The following is a 13,610-nucleotide window of genomic DNA, read 5'->3' as shown; positions in this document are numbered from 1 at the left end:
AAAAAAAACGTGCTCATTAATTTCTATATCTTCTAGTGCATTGTCAATTGCAGACTGTATAGAATTAGTTACTACTACACAGTAATCAGTGAATTGTGACCCAATTAAACGGTAGTATATATGGTATTTATTCATCTTTCTTCCTCCTCTAAATGTAGTGGCTTACCAGTCAGTGTAGTAAGCTTTTTACCGTTTATTAAAATAGCTTTCCGAACGTCTTCCGCAGTATATGGAATTAGCTCATACATAACTGTTGTAGAGACTTGGAAAGTCGTTCTGAATAGCCGTACAACATCCTCCATCGACCATCCCTCAGATTCGATATCGTCCTTAATCAGCCCTCGGATAACTTCTGGAGTCGTTTCCAAAGCCTCTGCAATGTCCTCTAAATTCATCCCAGTATCTGCCAGTCGTGCAATGGAGTATAAAGAAGCCTTCTCCCAGCCTCTGCTAATGATTCTGGCATGAGCTACTTCATCAGCTATCTTACCTAGCTCAGTAATCTCCTTACACAGTTTGCATGCCTTATTTTTGCAAGCTGCGAAAGAGACTTTCGTAGGGACTTTCAGAAACTCTCCGGAGTCTTTGTCATAGACTACTTGGAAGTTATGTGATTCAATTTTATTACCAATCAAGGCCAAGTCGTTTTCATGAGCCTTGTAGAATGTTTTCATACGTTGTGCATATGTCATTTAAAATTCCTCCAATCAACTTATGAATTAATCATAACATCAATTAGAGGAATTGTCAATACTATTTCTTATTTATTTTTCGAAGCTTGTACGAAGGGATTGCCCAGTATACTAACAAAGCTACTACGAAAACTACTACCACGACTGCTCCAAAAGCCCATTCAAAAAACTTGCTCCAAGCCCAGAGCTTTAACATAAATTCTACCATTATTCGTCCTCCTCATATTTCTGTACTTTAGCCAGCTCTGAAAAGACTTCCGAAGCTGTTTCATACATACTATAAACAGAGTAGCCTTCTGGATTTGTATAGCATACGCTCCAGCGATATTCTCCATCATCAACTCTTGCCACGCTTACTGACCAGTTGTTGGAAAAGGTTGTTACAAAAAGTGGATTCTTAACTGCTTTCATATTTGTACCCCTTCTTTGAAAAAGTCTACTCTATACTTCATTTAACATTCTCCTTTAAAATTCAATATCGTCTGCAAACAACTCTTCTACGACTTGCTGACTGTTCTCCTCAATATACCCAATGGAAGGTAAGAATATTCCTTCTATGCCTTCTCCCTCGCCTCCGGAACGGCCTTTGGAAACTTCTAGCCCAAAGATTCCATCACAGCTGTCGAAAGCTAACACAATAGCTGCATCCTCCAGCAAGGCTTTCGTCTTCTTAACTTGGCTACGCTTTGGAATGTTTAGCTCACGCTCATCGCCACGCTTCTCGGAGTCGTCTTCCTCAGCCTGTGTAATAACGTGCATAACAACTTTTGTACGTCCGGCAAGCTTTCGAAGAGCTTTGGAAGTAGCTGCGGCATCTCCTCCGTTAGTTTTTGAGGTATTCTTCTCGTAGTCCATGTAGTAAGCTGGGTCAACGATTACAACATCTGCTTCACTCTCTACAATGTCTCTTTCCAATGCTCTTACTGATCGATCTATAAAGTCTTCATCATCAATGGCACGAATTGTAATTGAGCCTTCTAAGACTGTGTTCAACTTCATTACAAAGTCTACGAACGACTGTTCCTCGTCAACAGTTTTGAAAGAAGCTTTTGTCAAGTCGTATACGCTAAACCCTGCTAAGTAGTCAACTCCGTCAATAACTGAATTCTTAAGCTTTTCCTTAGCTGAGATAAAGCTTAGGGCACGACTGGCAAACTCATATTTAGGCATCTCCAGTACCCAGAATAATACATTAGCTCCTTGATAAGCTGCCTCAAGGCCTTCCATAAGTGTGATAGTGGACTTACCTCTACCAGAACGGCCATACCAAGTAATCATATTAGACTCTTGGTAACCTCCTCCGATGATGTCATTAAGTCCTTCAAAATGACTCTTCCAAAAGCGGATAGACTTGCCTTCCTTACGCTTGTAGAACTCTTCCAAGTACCAGTCCCCAGCGTGTTCTAAAAGATGGCCAGCTTTTCCAGATATTCTGTTGGAGTGTTTCATCTCCTCGAAAGCTTTAATAATGTCGTTGGCAAAGCCTTCGGGATCGTTAGCTTTATCAGCTTCATTCCACAAGTCTGATAGCTTATTATTAATGAAGTTAGCTTGCTCTACTTGGAACTTCTTCTTCTTAAGCTCTTTCGACAGATAAGTAAAAGAGTCTTCCGTATTTGGAATGTAGTCGAATTCCGGAACGTTGTCAATAACTGTGGCAAAGCTAGGGGCGTTACCTTCGTTAGTTCTTGAATAGTGTATAATAAAATCGTAAGCATCCCTTTCGGAAGCTACCGGAAACATCTCTCTGGATATTCCATGGCGGTTGAGTGCTGCAACATCATTCTCGTTAATAACCTTTGAAAGTAGCAACTCCCCAATAACATTCCGCATAGTTAAATGCCTCCCTTAGACTTATTAATATACTTCCATACTAAGCCTTTGTGTGATTTCAATTCCCCTCTACAACAAGCAGAGACATGACTTGCATGGAAGCCATTTCTACCTGCCTCAGAGGCACTTGGGAATGTGTATACTAAGTTACCTTCACAAGAATAAGCTTCAACTGCTTTTGATAACTTACCGTTTTTCATTGCTTTTGAATGTCTAATATTCCGTGAGCCGTAGTTTACATTATATTTTCTGGTACACCACTCGAGATTATCTGCTCGATTATTAAGGGGATTTTCGTCTATATGATTAATCTCCTTTAAGCTGTCTGGGTTAGGAACAAATTCAATAGCAACCAATGTGTGTACTTGCTTTCTCGTTCGGTTTCCATTCTGATACAAGTCTACATATTTTCTTCCATCAGCATTAGTAGTCAGAACTAGTAGTTTAATTGCTGAGCTGTTTCTGTATTTTAAACTTCTTACATTACCTAAATTACTTACTTCATACTTACCTTCAAAATTAGTGATAGGCTTCCATGATTCTTCCATTATTTAGCCTCCTTAATGGACTTATTCTTGACCCCACGTTTAGAGTCTCCCTCAAACCTAATCATAACAGTCTTATCACGCATCCTATCATACAGACGTTCATCAAAGACTTGCTCCATATCAACTAGTGGGAGGTTGCTTGTGTAGATTGTCGGAAGTCCTTTAACCATTCTGTAATTGATAATTTCATGCAAGTCTGCCCGAAACGCCTCTGTAGCTGATCGAACTCCTATGTCGTCTGCTACAAGCATTGGAGCAGCCTTTGCAACATCCATCTCAGCATAGTATTTTCTGGAGGCTTCTTCTGTAACGTCATAGGAAACTCCTTGTCTAGTGAAACGGTTATACAAAGTCTGTAGGCTGTTAACATCTAGGAAGTATGCAGGAGGCTGTGGAATAGTTGCCTTAAGCTTTACCGAAGCTTTCCATGCTGTGAACATATATTCGTTAAGCAGTGCCGCAGCTGTGGAAGTCTTTCCGTTACCTTTCTCTGGACTCCACAAGTAAAGATTCTTGATAGATTCCTCTTCTGGATTGGAAAAGTATCTCCGGAAACTCTTGACATAGCTTTCCAAAAGCTCGTAAGTAGCTGGCTGAGCATCCTTGGCAGGGCTATTGAATAAGAATAAGTCATTATATTCCAGAGGTATCTTAGCAGAGCCAAACTTGCCACTCTCTCCAGACAGCCCGAATAACTGGAGATGGATGTGAGATAGCGTTTGCTTAACTTGTTCCTCAGTTTTGCCAGTCTCTAATATCAGTTTTTTAAGTAAGGTTGATTTCTTCAATTTAGCAACTCCTTTAGTGGCTTTTCTACTCATTAAGAATAGCATAAAAAAGAAGCCTTGTCAAGGCCTCTCAGAAAGTTTATTTAGGCAGCTCTTTTAAGCTTAGACCTGCAATATTAGAAACTGGAATGAACATAACCTCAGAATTGGTTTGGTGGCATATAATATTATTTTCAATACCTTTCTCAAAGAATTTTGAATATTGCTTATCCTGCTCTTCTAATGTAGTATCATAAATTATCATGCTAGTATCTCCACCAGATTTTAAATAGACAGTTACTTTTACATCCATTCTGATTCCTCCATCTCTTTAAGCATTTCTTGCAGACTTCCAATGAGTGTTCTGACCTCATGCTTGTCTAGTGATACAAAGTTGTTCAAAGTATGTGCCTCTCCTGTCCTTCCAGAGTAGTCGTGGTTTGGATGATACATTGATTCAACAGTAAGGTAGGTTCCTAATATGGTTTCTAATTCTATAAACTCATCTGGGTCAAGCCTACTATATATTCGTTTTAACATTATTCGTCCTCCAATATAGAAGCTTGCTCTGTAAGGAACTTTAACAGCTGCTTCACTCCTTCTAAATTTAACACTGAAATGTTTTCCTCGTCAGCCTCCCGAACGCTTATTAATACTTCATCTTCATGCCGCCATGCAATCAAAGCATCCTCTGGAATGTCTACACATTCTAAGTAAAAATATTTTACCATAACTAAAACCACACCTTTCGAAAGTTTAGTAAGTTGCTTTCTGACAGCTTTATCCATTTTACTTTGGAGTGGTTCTTCTGCCAGTATCCGTTCAAGTCTTCTCCATTCGGAAGATTTGCCCGATAAACGTTGTGAGTCTTTGCAAAGGCCTTGCGAATATCCTCAGCAGCCATGTTACCTTTGGAGTCATTGTCCGTAGCTATCAGAATATTATCTACTCCGAACTTATGAATAAGCTTTATCTGAGAGTCGCTCAAGTTAGCTGAACCAAGACTGATTCCGACATATCCCATTTCATAAGCTGTCATAGCATCGATCTCAGCTTCGCAAATTGCAAGAGTTGTTGGATTCTCTTTGTAAATAACTCGATGGCCGAATACCAAGTCTTTGATATGATTGTTACCAGCTTCATAGAAGAAGTCTTTAGAGAATGTTTTACGATACTTAATAGCTCTCCACTCTCCTACTCCATCAACATATGGAAGTCTTATAAAGTCGTCTCCCTCAGATGTCTCATAGGCTTCTTGAGTAGCTTCTGAAATACCTCTGGAAAGTAGATACAAAGACTTATTCCAAGGGACTTTCCGGAAGCTATCACGACTCTGGGTAGCAGTTACCCCAACGCTTATCTGTGGAGTGTCATAAGCCCCTAACATAAACTCGTCCCGAAGCTTGTCCAAAGCTTCTTCGTAGCCTGTTTCGTCGAGTAGTGATACAAGCTTTATAAAGTTTCCGGAATCTCCACTACCAGAGTCTCCCCAAGTCCCTGCAAACTCATTGTTAAAGTTTACAAAGAAGCTTGGCGAATAGTCCGGTCGAAAAGGACTGGAGCAGACTAGTCGCTCGTCAGTCCACTTAGCATTTTCCCAAACATCATAACGGCTTAGGTACTCTGGTATATCAATCATCACAAGGATGTCTTTAGTTAAATGAATCTTGTCCAAAGCCATTCAGAAGCCCTCCATTATCTTGCGTTTAATTCCATTTTAACTAATTGTCGCTCTTTGTCAATAGCTGTGACAATATAATTTAATGGAGCGTATCCATCAACTCTTGTATAAACATCTCCCACAGCTACTCGAGGAGGGTCTCCAATGAATGAACCATGGAGTCCGTATTTACTGTAAGTCTCTGTATTAGAGTTCTTCCAAAACCATGTCCACATTTACTTGTCCTCCTTATAACTATCTGAATAAAGCACACGTGGAATAAGTTCCTCAAGGGCTAACAGCTTGTCTATGTGCTCAGTCCCTTCAACCTCTCCTCTAGCAATTTTTGAGATAGCCTCTAAATCAATTTCCAAAGTGTCTTTCTCAATAGGGCACCAGAATTCTGGCGCAATATACTCTTCGGTAGACTCTTCGATAGCTCCTAAAATATACCCATCAACATACCATCCATGAATATATCCGTCAGCATCTATAGGGAAATTCCACTCTCCATAATGGTAGGAATAGGCTGTCGATTCCAGTGCAGAAGCTTTTGGTTTAGCTTTAAATAGCATTTACTCGTCCTCCCAATCTTCTTCATCATAGTCCCAATCACAGTCGCATCCACAGCACATGCAACAGCCACATGGATAGGTGTCCTCATAAGGCTCTTCATAAGGGTCTTCCCAACCCCAGTCGAGATGTGCCATAGCAGCCTGTTTGACAGCTTCGTCAATCTGCTCTTCTGTAGCATCTTCTGGAACAGTTACCTTCATCTCTACATCAGCGCCTCCATTAAAGCATACCCAAGCTTCTACTTTATAGCTCATCGATCATCCTCCTTCATACTATTAATTAAGTCCTGTAACTCTCCTTCGGCTTCGTTCACTTCATCTGATAAAAGTGAGATATACTCTGCAACAGTTTCTGAGAGTAAGTTGCGAGGTATTTTTAATACTCTATCATCAGAGTAATCTCCTGACAGGGTTAGTGAAGCTTCTGGAAAGTTACCTACACTACTTACATAAAGCTCTGAGTACCTTCTAGCATCTGAAAGCTTTTCATCAGCTGTGGAAAGCTTATCGTAAGCTGCACAATAGGCTGCATGGAACTCTCTTAACTTGGCATCCATTAAAATTCCTCCCCTAAGCCGATTGACTCTTCGAAAGCTTTTGTAATGTCGTCGATAGCCTTCTTATAGTCTTGGATAGTTTTGATGGAATGTCCGTTATTAGATAGTACCCAGTCTCTTTGGATACCTACCAGAGCCTTCGACAAGTTTTGGTAATAGCCCACAAGAGACCGTGACTCAAATTTTTCGCCAGTCTTCTTATCAGTTAGCACGGAAATCTCTCCAGAGTCTGTTCGACGAGCCTTTTCCACGATTACTTGGTTGCCATCTGAGCTAATTCGATAATCTTCTACACGCATATCTAACATCTATTCTTCCTCCTGTTCACGAACTACTCCAACTATTACAGTATCACATTCATGGAACGTCTTAGCATGCTCTAAAGCTTCTTCATAGCTTGGGAAAACGTGGTCTAAGATATCCAGAGGGTCTCCTCCAATAACATAAACGCCATACTCTTTTTCAACATTTTCTAACATCTATTATTCCTCCTTCAATGTAATATATAAGAAGCTGGCATCGTAGTCGTGTTCTGTTTCAATCTCTTCAACGAGCCGTTCCCCATAATACTCCACAAGATACTCGATGGAGTACAGCTTCATAAAGGTAGACCCAGCTACATTAGAAACACCGTCAATGTACAGTGAAGTATTTGGGTAGATAACTTCTGCAAGCTCTTTGACTTTCATCACTCTTCCTCCTCATCTGGTAAAGCCATTAAAGACTCTCCAAAAAGCATGCGATAAGCATATTCATCATGCTCTGCCCACTGCTCTGGGAATTGGTCAGCAAACGTGTTAGCCCAGTTTCTAACAGCTTCTCCTAACGTGAAGTCAATCTTTCGGTTAGCTTCTTCAACGGATTCCCAAGTAAGCATTGGCTCGTATTCGTAGTAATTAGGAAGCACTGCCTGAGCCTCTACACATTCATGTTTCAAGTTTTCCAAAAGTTTCATATTAATTCTCCTCCTTAATAATTTCAACAATCTCTTCGACACCTTGTATAGTGGAGGCTATCCAAGCAGCTTCTTCTTGGCTGTTTGCACAGAGCCAGAAAACGTCATGGGCGCCTTTCCAAGTGATATAGTATACTTTATACATAGCTAACCTCCATAACTTTGATAAACCTATCATACCACGTAGTCAGCCTCTTGTCAAGCTTTTATATAAACAAAAAGACAGCCTCTGGCAAGACTGTCCTTCTCTTCTTGGATTTGTTTTCGTAAGGAGTTGGTTAAATTAAATGGGAAAGGTATTTCTGTGAGTCCAAAGGCCTTGGATAGGGGAGTATCCTCAGCCTCTAGAAACACGGACTGTGACAAGACAGTCAACAAACTATTCACGGCTAGTGACAGGTTTCGAAGGACTTCGGCAGGGTTTCCTAGTCCGTTCTTTTTCGACTCATTCACTCTTCGGAAAGCTACTCTCTAAGTCTAAGCCAATATTCTGGAAGATTTCTCCGAAGCGTATCTCCCATAAACCCTTGCAGAAGCTTGTTCCTCAGCCTTCCAAAATAACTGAGGCAAGCCGCCCTACCAACAGCTTCTACTTACATGCTACTGTATGGTTCGTGCACTTGATCCATCTCGTAGACTCGTCCATCCCAAAGCCCAAAAAGATGACTGGAGCAGCCGTTCAACCTCTGTGAGCTGTTGGGCTTGCTCTTTTTGAAGAACCTCGTCAGGAGCTTCCAGTGGGCTAATTGCTAGTTACTCTTCTTCCACCCCATAGTCTTCCAACATACGGTCAACTAGGTTTCTTGCCAAAGGCTCTACCATATCGGGGTCGTCTTTGAAGTTGTCGCCAACTGTCCACTTAGCTAATGGAGTAGCTTCTCCATCAAGCTTTGCTTGGGCTACGTACATGTCGCCTTTGAAGTCAGGCTTCTCAACTCCATGTTCAACAGTTACTTGCAAGTCTGTAACCTCTTTGCCAGTATCCGCAAGAAGCTCAGCGATACGTTTTTCAACAGTTTCTAACATGTTTATTTCCCTCCTTTGTAAAGGCGTATCCAACTAATTTAGACTTGTGGAAGGTTGCTGCCCGAGTCTCATTAGTAGATACTCCATCATAAGTGAAATTGATTACTTCTTTGTCGTCGGAAAAGTCTCTGACATTCTCAAACTTTAATGTGCCAACGTCATCTACCCAAATGATTAATGATCGCTTCATTCAGATTCCTCCAATCTTAGGCGAATACATCCAGTACACCATCTTTAGCAGGTAGTACAACAACTGAGTCAGATACTTCTACTTTAATAGTTCTACCATCCTCTTCCTCAACAACTCGAATGATAATAGCATTGCCATCTCCATAAGGCTGTACGATAACGTACTCGTCCTCTTTAAGATCAATTTCTAGCTCTTCTAGAATAGGTTTAGCAGCATCGGCTGTTTCATTGATCTCTTTGTTAGTATCGTACTTCATTAGCTTCCTCCAATCTTTGCAAACAGATAGCCCATCTGAATGAGCTTATCGTTTCCTGAATCATCTATAATGATACCATGCTTTGGCTTAGTTGTCAAGCGGACTACTTCGTAAGTCTTTCCCTTAGTCACTGTGTTAGCACAGGTAGTTCCTTGGTACAAAACTTTGTCGCCCACGTACAGTCTGCTATAATCCATTGATAATCATCTCCGGAAGCTGTGCAATAACTGTTCCAAACTTCATCACAGCCCAGTTAGCAAGGTCGTTCTCAACTGTTTCGCTCATGTCTTCGAAGTCAATGAAGTCGTGTAAGTTATACTCTTTATGGAACTCTACGCAGAGCCCTTGATATACTATGTGTGCATACACTACAATGTCTTTGTGGAAGTTGTCAGCAGCCTCTGCCACAACATCGTAAGCAGCTTCTCTGGCAGCCTCCGTAAGAGCTGCGGTAAACAACTCTTTTGTAGGGAGGCCTCCAATATACTTTGTCGATTCTATGTGCACGTCATCTAAGTAGAACTCGGACAACGTCTGGTAAACATTATTTCCATGGAGGTAGCCGGCTATATAACTAAACTTGCTCATAGTCTTCATCCTCTCCATGATTGTAGGTTACGTCCATGACTAACTCTACTGAGTCAAGGTCATTGCCAAATTTTGCTCGATAATATTTTTCAATAGCATCCTCAAATAAATCTAGCACCTTTTGGAAAGGCTCATCGTCAGCTTCGTCAATAGTAACGGAAGCCAAATGGACGATTGTCCATAGCACCCACAGAGCCCCTGCCAAAGCTGCCAGAAAGGCTACTAAGATGATTAGTAAGATCACTCCAACAACTGCCATCTAGTTTCCTCCGTTCAGACCAATTTTACCTACAGCTACTTGAGCTTCTTCTTCTGAAAGTCCATTCTCTACAAGACGTTCAATAGCTTTTTCACGGAACTTATCGGTAGACTCTTCGATAGCTGCTAGGTCAGCTTCTGGTAAGAAGTGTTTCCAGCGTGTTACCAAGACATCTGAAAGGTTTAGCAAATGCTTGCGAACGTCTTTGAACTCTACCGAGTCTTCGGCATGTTCCAATACAGACTCAATCACACGCATGTTGTCGTGGATTCGGATAGCCGTCGCAGTGTCGTCATAGTTAACGAAGTCTCCCTGTGCTAGTTGCCCTAGTAGATTGTAGATAGCCATGAAATCAACTAATGCTAGTTGCTCTTCTGTAGTCATTTTAATAGTATCCATAGTTCCTCCTAATAAGACTAGGAGAGGCTTGCGCCCCTCTTAGAATGGAATATCCTCGTCAGAAATGTCGATTGTGCCAGTTTCTTGCTGACCGTTTTCGAAGCCTTTCAAACGAGTAGTGTCAAAGCCGATTAAACGTAAGTCGTTCAATTGTTTTTCAGTATTGCTTTCGAATAGAGAGCCGTCGAATACTTCATCTGGAATAGATACTCCAGCAGTTTCTTCGAATACTTTCTTCTCGTTAGGCTCTAACTCATCCTCATCCAAAGCTGCAAAAGAGTATTGGTTAGAAGCGATGCAAGTAATTTCAAAAGCACGACTACCAAATTTCTTAGCGTTCGTAGGCTTTGTCAAAGCTGCTGTTAAGGCATCAATGTTAGCATTATTCTTACCTAAGTTAGTCTCCAACAACAACGGTTGTCCGGCTTCGTAAAGGTTCTCTTTCTTGCCTTGTACAAAGTCCGCTAATGGAATTACTCCAAATAGGATAGTTGGTTTAGGTTGTAGAATCATGGAGTTTCGATAAGCTTCTTTGTCGTCAGCCGCTACAGTTCCGTTAGCTTTAGCTGCTGCAAAGTCTTCTCGCATGATCTCGAACGCTTCATTGTAAAGGTCACGTTCTGAACGTCCCTCTGCTGCGTAAGAAAGCGTTGGTAAGATTTTTTGGAACACACTAACAACTTTATAGACGTGCAGGTTGTCTACAATGTCCTCTGGAATACGCACACGGATGCTCTGTCCTTTTTTCAAATAAGTCAATCGACTTGGTTCACGATCTACTTTTGTTTCCTGTTCAACAACTCGCTGAATAGCATCTAATCCTTTTGACATAATTTATTCCTCCTAATCTTTATTACATTTATAAGTATACCATAATATATGAAGTAAGTCAAGCGATTGGAGTTATTTTTGTTAGTTTATTAAGAATTGTTTAAGATTAATAGATTTACTCCATTTATAGCTTGACAGATTTATTGTAAATTTGTATAATGGTTTTAAGGGGTTTGACCTTAGTGAAGTGAAACGGAACGTTAAGAAGTTAGTGAACGAAGTGAACAGGGCTTCGACAGAAGTCCTTGGATTTAAGGACGAGTCTGTTCAAAGCTCTTTAAAGCTAAAACATCAGCTTCGGGAAACCCTCAGCTAGGCTTCGCCTAACCTATTGACAGACTCCATTATGTATGATAAGATTATTCCATTAGATGAATGGAGGTATATTAAATGGCTTGGGCAAGAACATTAGACGACAAGTTATATAAGGATTCAGAAGGTAACAAAGTTAGGACAGACGACTATGAGTCTCTTCCAATAGAGCTGTGGAATACAACTACTTTCATGACTTATCTCGAATACCTTAATATGATTCATTTCAAGCAGAATCCATCAACTCTTAATGTGAAACTCACTAGAATTCGCATAAAGTCTGATATGGAGGCTTACGGAAACGAGGTTCTTAAGAAGTGGATGGAGTTAGCTATTAAAGATTGGGGAGGCTCTGCAAGGTTTCCGACAGCTTCTTATATGCAGCTTCGGCAATTCAAGTGGAATAGGTTTATTGAGAAGGCTGTTTCAGAGGTTGGTCGAAAAGACTTCCATGACCCTAATGAGCTCTCTGCCGAAGAGTTGGAAGATCTATTCGCTTGACATTTTAGTGATTGTATGATATACTATTGATATAACTTTATGGAGGATGATTAAATGACTTTACCAGAACTTTTAACAGCTAAGATTCCAAACGCTCATATTACAATCTTGGCACGAATCTTTTACAACATGCCTAACCTAACTCGTCAAGAGAGCCGTAAGCGTACACGCTTTATAAAATGGCTTAACAAGCAGCAGGAAGCTTATGCAGAAGAGCAGATGGAGCTTATCGAAGAGTTTGGAGAACGAGATGATGAGGGCAATCTAATTAAGAATGTCAACGAGTCTGGTGGAACTTCTTGGAACATTCCAAAAGCTGTGCAAGACGAGTATACCGAAGCCTTGAAAGAGCTCCAGAAAGAAGAGATAACCTTCGGAGAGCTATCTACCCAAGACTTGGTAAACGCCATTGCAAACATCTCCTATAACTATCAAGAACCTCTTTCCGGAGCTGAGGCAGAAGTCTTTGACACGTTCCTTGAAAACTTCGACGAGCTGTTTGATAGCTTTGACGAAGCTTTTGAAAAGATGAATACCGCTGCTTCCGAAGAGTAACAAAAAGGCCTCCCACAGTTTTGTGAGAGGTCTTTTACTATGCTATTTAACGTCTTGTTCAAGAACCCATGACTGGATTCCATCTAACAGGTAAGCACGTTTTGACTTAGACTGTTTGACGGATTTAACCTGCTTGATCTTATACTTCTTACCCTTTACAAAGCTGGCAATAGGTTCTCCTGTTTGATAGCGAGAGGCAAAGCTTTGGACAGTAACTGTGTCCCCGACTTTCTTAGCAGCATATCCAGTGGATCCCCCAGAGACTTTCTGCAAGTCTTGTGCCAAGAACCAGCTGTTAACTCCATCCAATAGGAAGGCGTATTTGGAGACTGATTGGTTAACTACTTTAGAGTCTTTAACGGTGTAAGTCTGACCTTTGACAAAGCTTGGGATAGACTGACCAGTCTGATATTTAGTAGCCTTTGCCAAGACTTTTACTTTGTCTCCATTATTAAACTTAGTAGTATTTGTAATCTTGTTACCTCCACTGTTTCCACCAGTATTTGGCTTGCTTCCGGAGTTGCTGTTGTTGTTTCCTCCGCCCATGTAGTGTTTGATACGAGCTACGAAGTAGTCTACCAACTTGTTGCGGTTAGCTGTTGTATCAGCTGCTCCTCTACCTACATGCAACGCCCATGAACGGTGTGGGCAATCAGTCGGTACAAAGGCTCTGTGAAGCTTAACAGTTGTTCGAGATGGAGTTAATCCCCAGTCTTTCATGTCTTTAGCAGCTTGTTGGAATACTGCTTCTTCGTTTGCGATGAAGTCTTTGTCAGAAACTTTCAGAGACTCACAAACTTCGTATCCGACATAGTCCATGTTACCGTTGTAGTTAGCTACGTGCCAAGCTCCATTGTAAGTATCTTCTACACGAGCCATTGTGTTACGGTTACCATAGTAGTGAGCAAAGCCTGCTTGAAGCTGTGTAGTAGACTTATTGGCAAGCCATTCTACATAAGCTTCCGGAGTCATTGAGCCACCATCATTGTGGATAACGATACCCAAAGGCTTCCATCCTCTGGCACGTCGTCCTGCTACGCCTCGACAAACGCTCTTATTAATGTATTTCATATGTTAATTCCTCCTCTGTGGGATATACCCACAAA

Annotated in this window: 25 protein-coding genes; 2 read left to right on the top strand and 23 right to left on the bottom strand. The window is 41.1% G+C overall.

Annotated features, from left to right (window positions below; genetic code table 11):
• Positions 1–131: 131 nt before the first annotated feature.
• The 22 genes from ACTQ48_RS08375 to ACTQ48_RS08270 all read right to left on the bottom strand — a co-directional run bounded on the left by ACTQ48_RS08375 (position 132) and on the right by ACTQ48_RS08270 (position 11,136).
• Positions 132–692 carry a hypothetical protein gene (locus ACTQ48_RS08375; RefSeq protein WP_441570568.1) on the bottom strand — a complete coding sequence of 187 codons (561 nt, stop codon included), beginning with the start codon at positions 690–692 and terminating at the stop codon, positions 132–134.
• A gap of 207 nt (positions 693–899) precedes the next feature.
• Positions 900–1,103, bottom strand: a complete 204-nt coding sequence (locus tag ACTQ48_RS08370) for a hypothetical protein (protein ID WP_441541115.1) — start codon at positions 1,101–1,103, stop codon at positions 900–902.
• Positions 1,104–1,157: 54 nt separating this feature from the next.
• Positions 1,158–2,525, bottom strand: a complete 1,368-nt coding sequence (locus tag ACTQ48_RS08365) for an AAA family ATPase (RefSeq protein ID WP_441541113.1) — start codon at positions 2,523–2,525, stop codon at positions 1,158–1,160.
• A gap of 2 nt (positions 2,526–2,527) precedes the next feature.
• Positions 2,528–3,073, bottom strand: coding sequence for an NUMOD4 domain-containing protein (locus ACTQ48_RS08360; protein WP_441541111.1), 546 nt, complete (start codon positions 3,071–3,073; stop codon positions 2,528–2,530).
• Positions 3,073–3,861: a hypothetical protein gene (locus ACTQ48_RS08355; RefSeq protein ID WP_441563694.1), complete on the bottom strand. Its 789-nt coding sequence runs from the start codon at positions 3,859–3,861 to the stop codon at positions 3,073–3,075. The genes ACTQ48_RS08360 and ACTQ48_RS08355 overlap by 1 nt, the downstream gene beginning before the upstream one ends.
• 79 nt (positions 3,862–3,940) lie before the next feature.
• A complete protein-coding gene (locus ACTQ48_RS08350) occupies positions 3,941–4,153 on the bottom strand; it encodes a hypothetical protein (protein ID WP_441541107.1) in 213 nt (70 codons plus the stop codon).
• Complete coding sequence (locus ACTQ48_RS08345; protein ID WP_441563693.1) at positions 4,144–4,380, bottom strand: hypothetical protein; 237 nt, start codon at positions 4,378–4,380, stop codon at positions 4,144–4,146. The genes ACTQ48_RS08350 and ACTQ48_RS08345 overlap by 10 nt, the downstream gene beginning before the upstream one ends.
• 193 nt (positions 4,381–4,573) lie before the next feature.
• Positions 4,574–5,521 carry a toprim domain-containing protein gene (locus ACTQ48_RS08340; RefSeq protein ID WP_441541103.1) on the bottom strand — a complete coding sequence of 316 codons (948 nt, stop codon included), beginning with the start codon at positions 5,519–5,521 and terminating at the stop codon, positions 4,574–4,576.
• Between the two features lie 215 nt (positions 5,522–5,736).
• Entirely contained in the window at positions 5,737–6,075 is a 339-nt protein-coding gene (locus ACTQ48_RS08335; RefSeq protein ID WP_441541101.1) for a hypothetical protein, read from the bottom strand.
• Complete coding sequence (locus ACTQ48_RS08330; RefSeq protein WP_417936847.1) at positions 6,076–6,330, bottom strand: hypothetical protein; 255 nt, start codon at positions 6,328–6,330, stop codon at positions 6,076–6,078.
• Positions 6,327–6,632 (bottom strand): hypothetical protein, encoded by a 306-nt coding sequence (locus ACTQ48_RS08325; RefSeq protein WP_441541099.1) that lies wholly within the window; start codon positions 6,630–6,632, stop codon positions 6,327–6,329. The genes ACTQ48_RS08330 and ACTQ48_RS08325 overlap by 4 nt, the downstream gene beginning before the upstream one ends.
• Positions 6,632–6,940, bottom strand: a complete 309-nt coding sequence (locus ACTQ48_RS08320) for a hypothetical protein (RefSeq protein ID WP_432490341.1) — start codon at positions 6,938–6,940, stop codon at positions 6,632–6,634. The genes ACTQ48_RS08325 and ACTQ48_RS08320 overlap by 1 nt, the downstream gene beginning before the upstream one ends.
• A complete protein-coding gene (locus ACTQ48_RS08315) occupies positions 6,941–7,111 on the bottom strand; it encodes a hypothetical protein (protein ID WP_431455408.1) in 171 nt (56 codons plus the stop codon).
• 3 nt (positions 7,112–7,114) lie between these two features.
• A complete protein-coding gene (locus tag ACTQ48_RS08310) occupies positions 7,115–7,321 on the bottom strand; it encodes a hypothetical protein (protein ID WP_441541097.1) in 207 nt (68 codons plus the stop codon).
• Positions 7,321–7,587 carry a hypothetical protein gene (locus ACTQ48_RS08305; protein WP_441541095.1) on the bottom strand — a complete coding sequence of 89 codons (267 nt, stop codon included), beginning with the start codon at positions 7,585–7,587 and terminating at the stop codon, positions 7,321–7,323. The genes ACTQ48_RS08310 and ACTQ48_RS08305 overlap by 1 nt, the downstream gene beginning before the upstream one ends.
• A gap of 1 nt (position 7,588) precedes the next feature.
• Complete coding sequence (locus ACTQ48_RS08300; protein WP_441541093.1) at positions 7,589–7,732, bottom strand: hypothetical protein; 144 nt, start codon at positions 7,730–7,732, stop codon at positions 7,589–7,591.
• Between the two features lie 608 nt (positions 7,733–8,340).
• On the bottom strand, positions 8,341–8,613 hold the full coding sequence (locus ACTQ48_RS08295; RefSeq protein ID WP_432490388.1) for a hypothetical protein: 273 nt from the start codon (positions 8,611–8,613) through the stop codon (positions 8,341–8,343).
• Positions 8,614–8,819: 206 nt separating this feature from the next.
• A complete protein-coding gene (locus ACTQ48_RS08290) occupies positions 8,820–9,059 on the bottom strand; it encodes a hypothetical protein (protein ID WP_441541091.1) in 240 nt (79 codons plus the stop codon).
• Positions 9,060–9,245: 186 nt separating this feature from the next.
• Positions 9,246–9,647 (bottom strand): hypothetical protein, encoded by a 402-nt coding sequence (locus tag ACTQ48_RS08285; protein ID WP_441541089.1) that lies wholly within the window; start codon positions 9,645–9,647, stop codon positions 9,246–9,248.
• Positions 9,634–9,906, bottom strand: coding sequence for a hypothetical protein (locus tag ACTQ48_RS08280; protein ID WP_441541087.1), 273 nt, complete (start codon positions 9,904–9,906; stop codon positions 9,634–9,636). Before ACTQ48_RS08280 ends, ACTQ48_RS08285 begins: the two co-directional genes overlap by 14 nt.
• On the bottom strand, positions 9,907–10,305 hold the full coding sequence (locus ACTQ48_RS08275) for a hypothetical protein (RefSeq protein WP_441541085.1): 399 nt from the start codon (positions 10,303–10,305) through the stop codon (positions 9,907–9,909).
• 39 nt (positions 10,306–10,344) lie between these two features.
• A complete protein-coding gene (locus ACTQ48_RS08270) occupies positions 10,345–11,136 on the bottom strand; it encodes a hypothetical protein (RefSeq protein WP_441541083.1) in 792 nt (263 codons plus the stop codon).
• 390 nt (positions 11,137–11,526) lie between these two features.
• On the opposite strand from ACTQ48_RS08270, the gene ACTQ48_RS08265 reads away from it, so the two are divergent.
• Both ACTQ48_RS08265 and ACTQ48_RS08260 read left to right on the top strand, forming a co-directional pair.
• Positions 11,527–11,949: a hypothetical protein gene (locus ACTQ48_RS08265; protein ID WP_441541081.1), complete on the top strand. Its 423-nt coding sequence runs from the start codon at positions 11,527–11,529 to the stop codon at positions 11,947–11,949.
• A 54-nt stretch (positions 11,950–12,003) separates the two neighbouring features.
• Entirely contained in the window at positions 12,004–12,504 is a 501-nt protein-coding gene (locus ACTQ48_RS08260) for a hypothetical protein (RefSeq protein WP_441541079.1), read from the top strand.
• A gap of 42 nt (positions 12,505–12,546) precedes the next feature.
• Here the strand turns inward: ACTQ48_RS08260 and ACTQ48_RS08255 are convergent, their stop codons facing one another.
• The gene (locus ACTQ48_RS08255) at positions 12,547–13,575 is read right to left on the bottom strand and encodes an N-acetylmuramoyl-L-alanine amidase (RefSeq protein WP_441541077.1); all 1,029 of its coding nucleotides are present in this window, start codon (positions 13,573–13,575) and stop codon (positions 12,547–12,549) included.
• Positions 13,576–13,610 lie beyond the last annotated feature (35 nt).

The sequence above is a fragment of the Collinsella sp. Sow4_E3 genome (genome assembly GCF_052116285.1).
Lineage (GTDB): Bacteria > Actinomycetota > Coriobacteriia > Coriobacteriales > Coriobacteriaceae > Collinsella.
The sequence above is the reverse complement of the archived record's forward strand: the minus strand, read 5'-3'. Positions and strand labels throughout refer to the sequence as shown.

What these genes read in the sequence shown, in the direction of transcription:
- ACTQ48_RS08290 (WP_441541091.1), bottom strand. Translation starts at nt 9,059, where the DNA reads ATGAAGTACGATACTAACAAAGAGATCAATGAAACAGCCGATGCTGCT.
- ACTQ48_RS08275 (WP_441541085.1), bottom strand. Translation starts at nt 10,305, where the DNA reads ATGGATACTATTAAAATGACTACAGAAGAGCAACTAGCATTAGTTGAT.
- ACTQ48_RS08255 (WP_441541077.1), bottom strand. Translation starts at nt 13,575, where the DNA reads ATGAAATACATTAATAAGAGCGTTTGTCGAGGCGTAGCAGGACGACGT.
- ACTQ48_RS08315 (WP_431455408.1), bottom strand. Translation starts at nt 7,111, where the DNA reads ATGTTAGAAAATGTTGAAAAAGAGTATGGCGTTTATGTTATTGGAGGA.
- ACTQ48_RS08295 (WP_432490388.1), bottom strand. Translation starts at nt 8,613, where the DNA reads ATGTTAGAAACTGTTGAAAAACGTATCGCTGAGCTTCTTGCGGATACT.
- ACTQ48_RS08335 (WP_441541101.1), bottom strand. Translation starts at nt 6,075, where the DNA reads ATGCTATTTAAAGCTAAACCAAAAGCTTCTGCACTGGAATCGACAGCC.
- ACTQ48_RS08345 (WP_441563693.1), bottom strand. Translation starts at nt 4,380, where the DNA reads ATGTTAAAACGAATATATAGTAGGCTTGACCCAGATGAGTTTATAGAA.
- ACTQ48_RS08270 (WP_441541083.1), bottom strand. Translation starts at nt 11,136, where the DNA reads ATGTCAAAAGGATTAGATGCTATTCAGCGAGTTGTTGAACAGGAAACA.
- ACTQ48_RS08260 (WP_441541079.1), top strand. Translation starts at nt 12,004, where the DNA reads ATGACTTTACCAGAACTTTTAACAGCTAAGATTCCAAACGCTCATATT.
- ACTQ48_RS08325 (WP_441541099.1), bottom strand. Translation starts at nt 6,632, where the DNA reads ATGGATGCCAAGTTAAGAGAGTTCCATGCAGCCTATTGTGCAGCTTAC.
- ACTQ48_RS08360 (WP_441541111.1), bottom strand. Translation starts at nt 3,073, where the DNA reads ATGGAAGAATCATGGAAGCCTATCACTAATTTTGAAGGTAAGTATGAA.
- ACTQ48_RS08340 (WP_441541103.1), bottom strand. Translation starts at nt 5,521, where the DNA reads ATGGCTTTGGACAAGATTCATTTAACTAAAGACATCCTTGTGATGATT.
- ACTQ48_RS08350 (WP_441541107.1), bottom strand. Translation starts at nt 4,153, where the DNA reads ATGGATGTAAAAGTAACTGTCTATTTAAAATCTGGTGGAGATACTAGC.
- ACTQ48_RS08365 (WP_441541113.1), bottom strand. Translation starts at nt 2,525, where the DNA reads ATGCGGAATGTTATTGGGGAGTTGCTACTTTCAAAGGTTATTAACGAG.
- ACTQ48_RS08300 (WP_441541093.1), bottom strand. Translation starts at nt 7,732, where the DNA reads ATGTATAAAGTATACTATATCACTTGGAAAGGCGCCCATGACGTTTTC.
- ACTQ48_RS08280 (WP_441541087.1), bottom strand. Translation starts at nt 9,906, where the DNA reads ATGGCAGTTGTTGGAGTGATCTTACTAATCATCTTAGTAGCCTTTCTG.
- ACTQ48_RS08265 (WP_441541081.1), top strand. Translation starts at nt 11,527, where the DNA reads ATGGCTTGGGCAAGAACATTAGACGACAAGTTATATAAGGATTCAGAA.
- ACTQ48_RS08320 (WP_432490341.1), bottom strand. Translation starts at nt 6,940, where the DNA reads ATGTTAGATATGCGTGTAGAAGATTATCGAATTAGCTCAGATGGCAAC.
- ACTQ48_RS08285 (WP_441541089.1), bottom strand. Translation starts at nt 9,647, where the DNA reads ATGAGCAAGTTTAGTTATATAGCCGGCTACCTCCATGGAAATAATGTT.
- ACTQ48_RS08305 (WP_441541095.1), bottom strand. Translation starts at nt 7,587, where the DNA reads ATGAAACTTTTGGAAAACTTGAAACATGAATGTGTAGAGGCTCAGGCA.
- ACTQ48_RS08330 (WP_417936847.1), bottom strand. Translation starts at nt 6,330, where the DNA reads ATGAGCTATAAAGTAGAAGCTTGGGTATGCTTTAATGGAGGCGCTGAT.
- ACTQ48_RS08370 (WP_441541115.1), bottom strand. Translation starts at nt 1,103, where the DNA reads ATGAAAGCAGTTAAGAATCCACTTTTTGTAACAACCTTTTCCAACAAC.
- ACTQ48_RS08375 (WP_441570568.1), bottom strand. Translation starts at nt 692, where the DNA reads ATGACATATGCACAACGTATGAAAACATTCTACAAGGCTCATGAAAAC.
- ACTQ48_RS08310 (WP_441541097.1), bottom strand. Translation starts at nt 7,321, where the DNA reads ATGAAAGTCAAAGAGCTTGCAGAAGTTATCTACCCAAATACTTCACTG.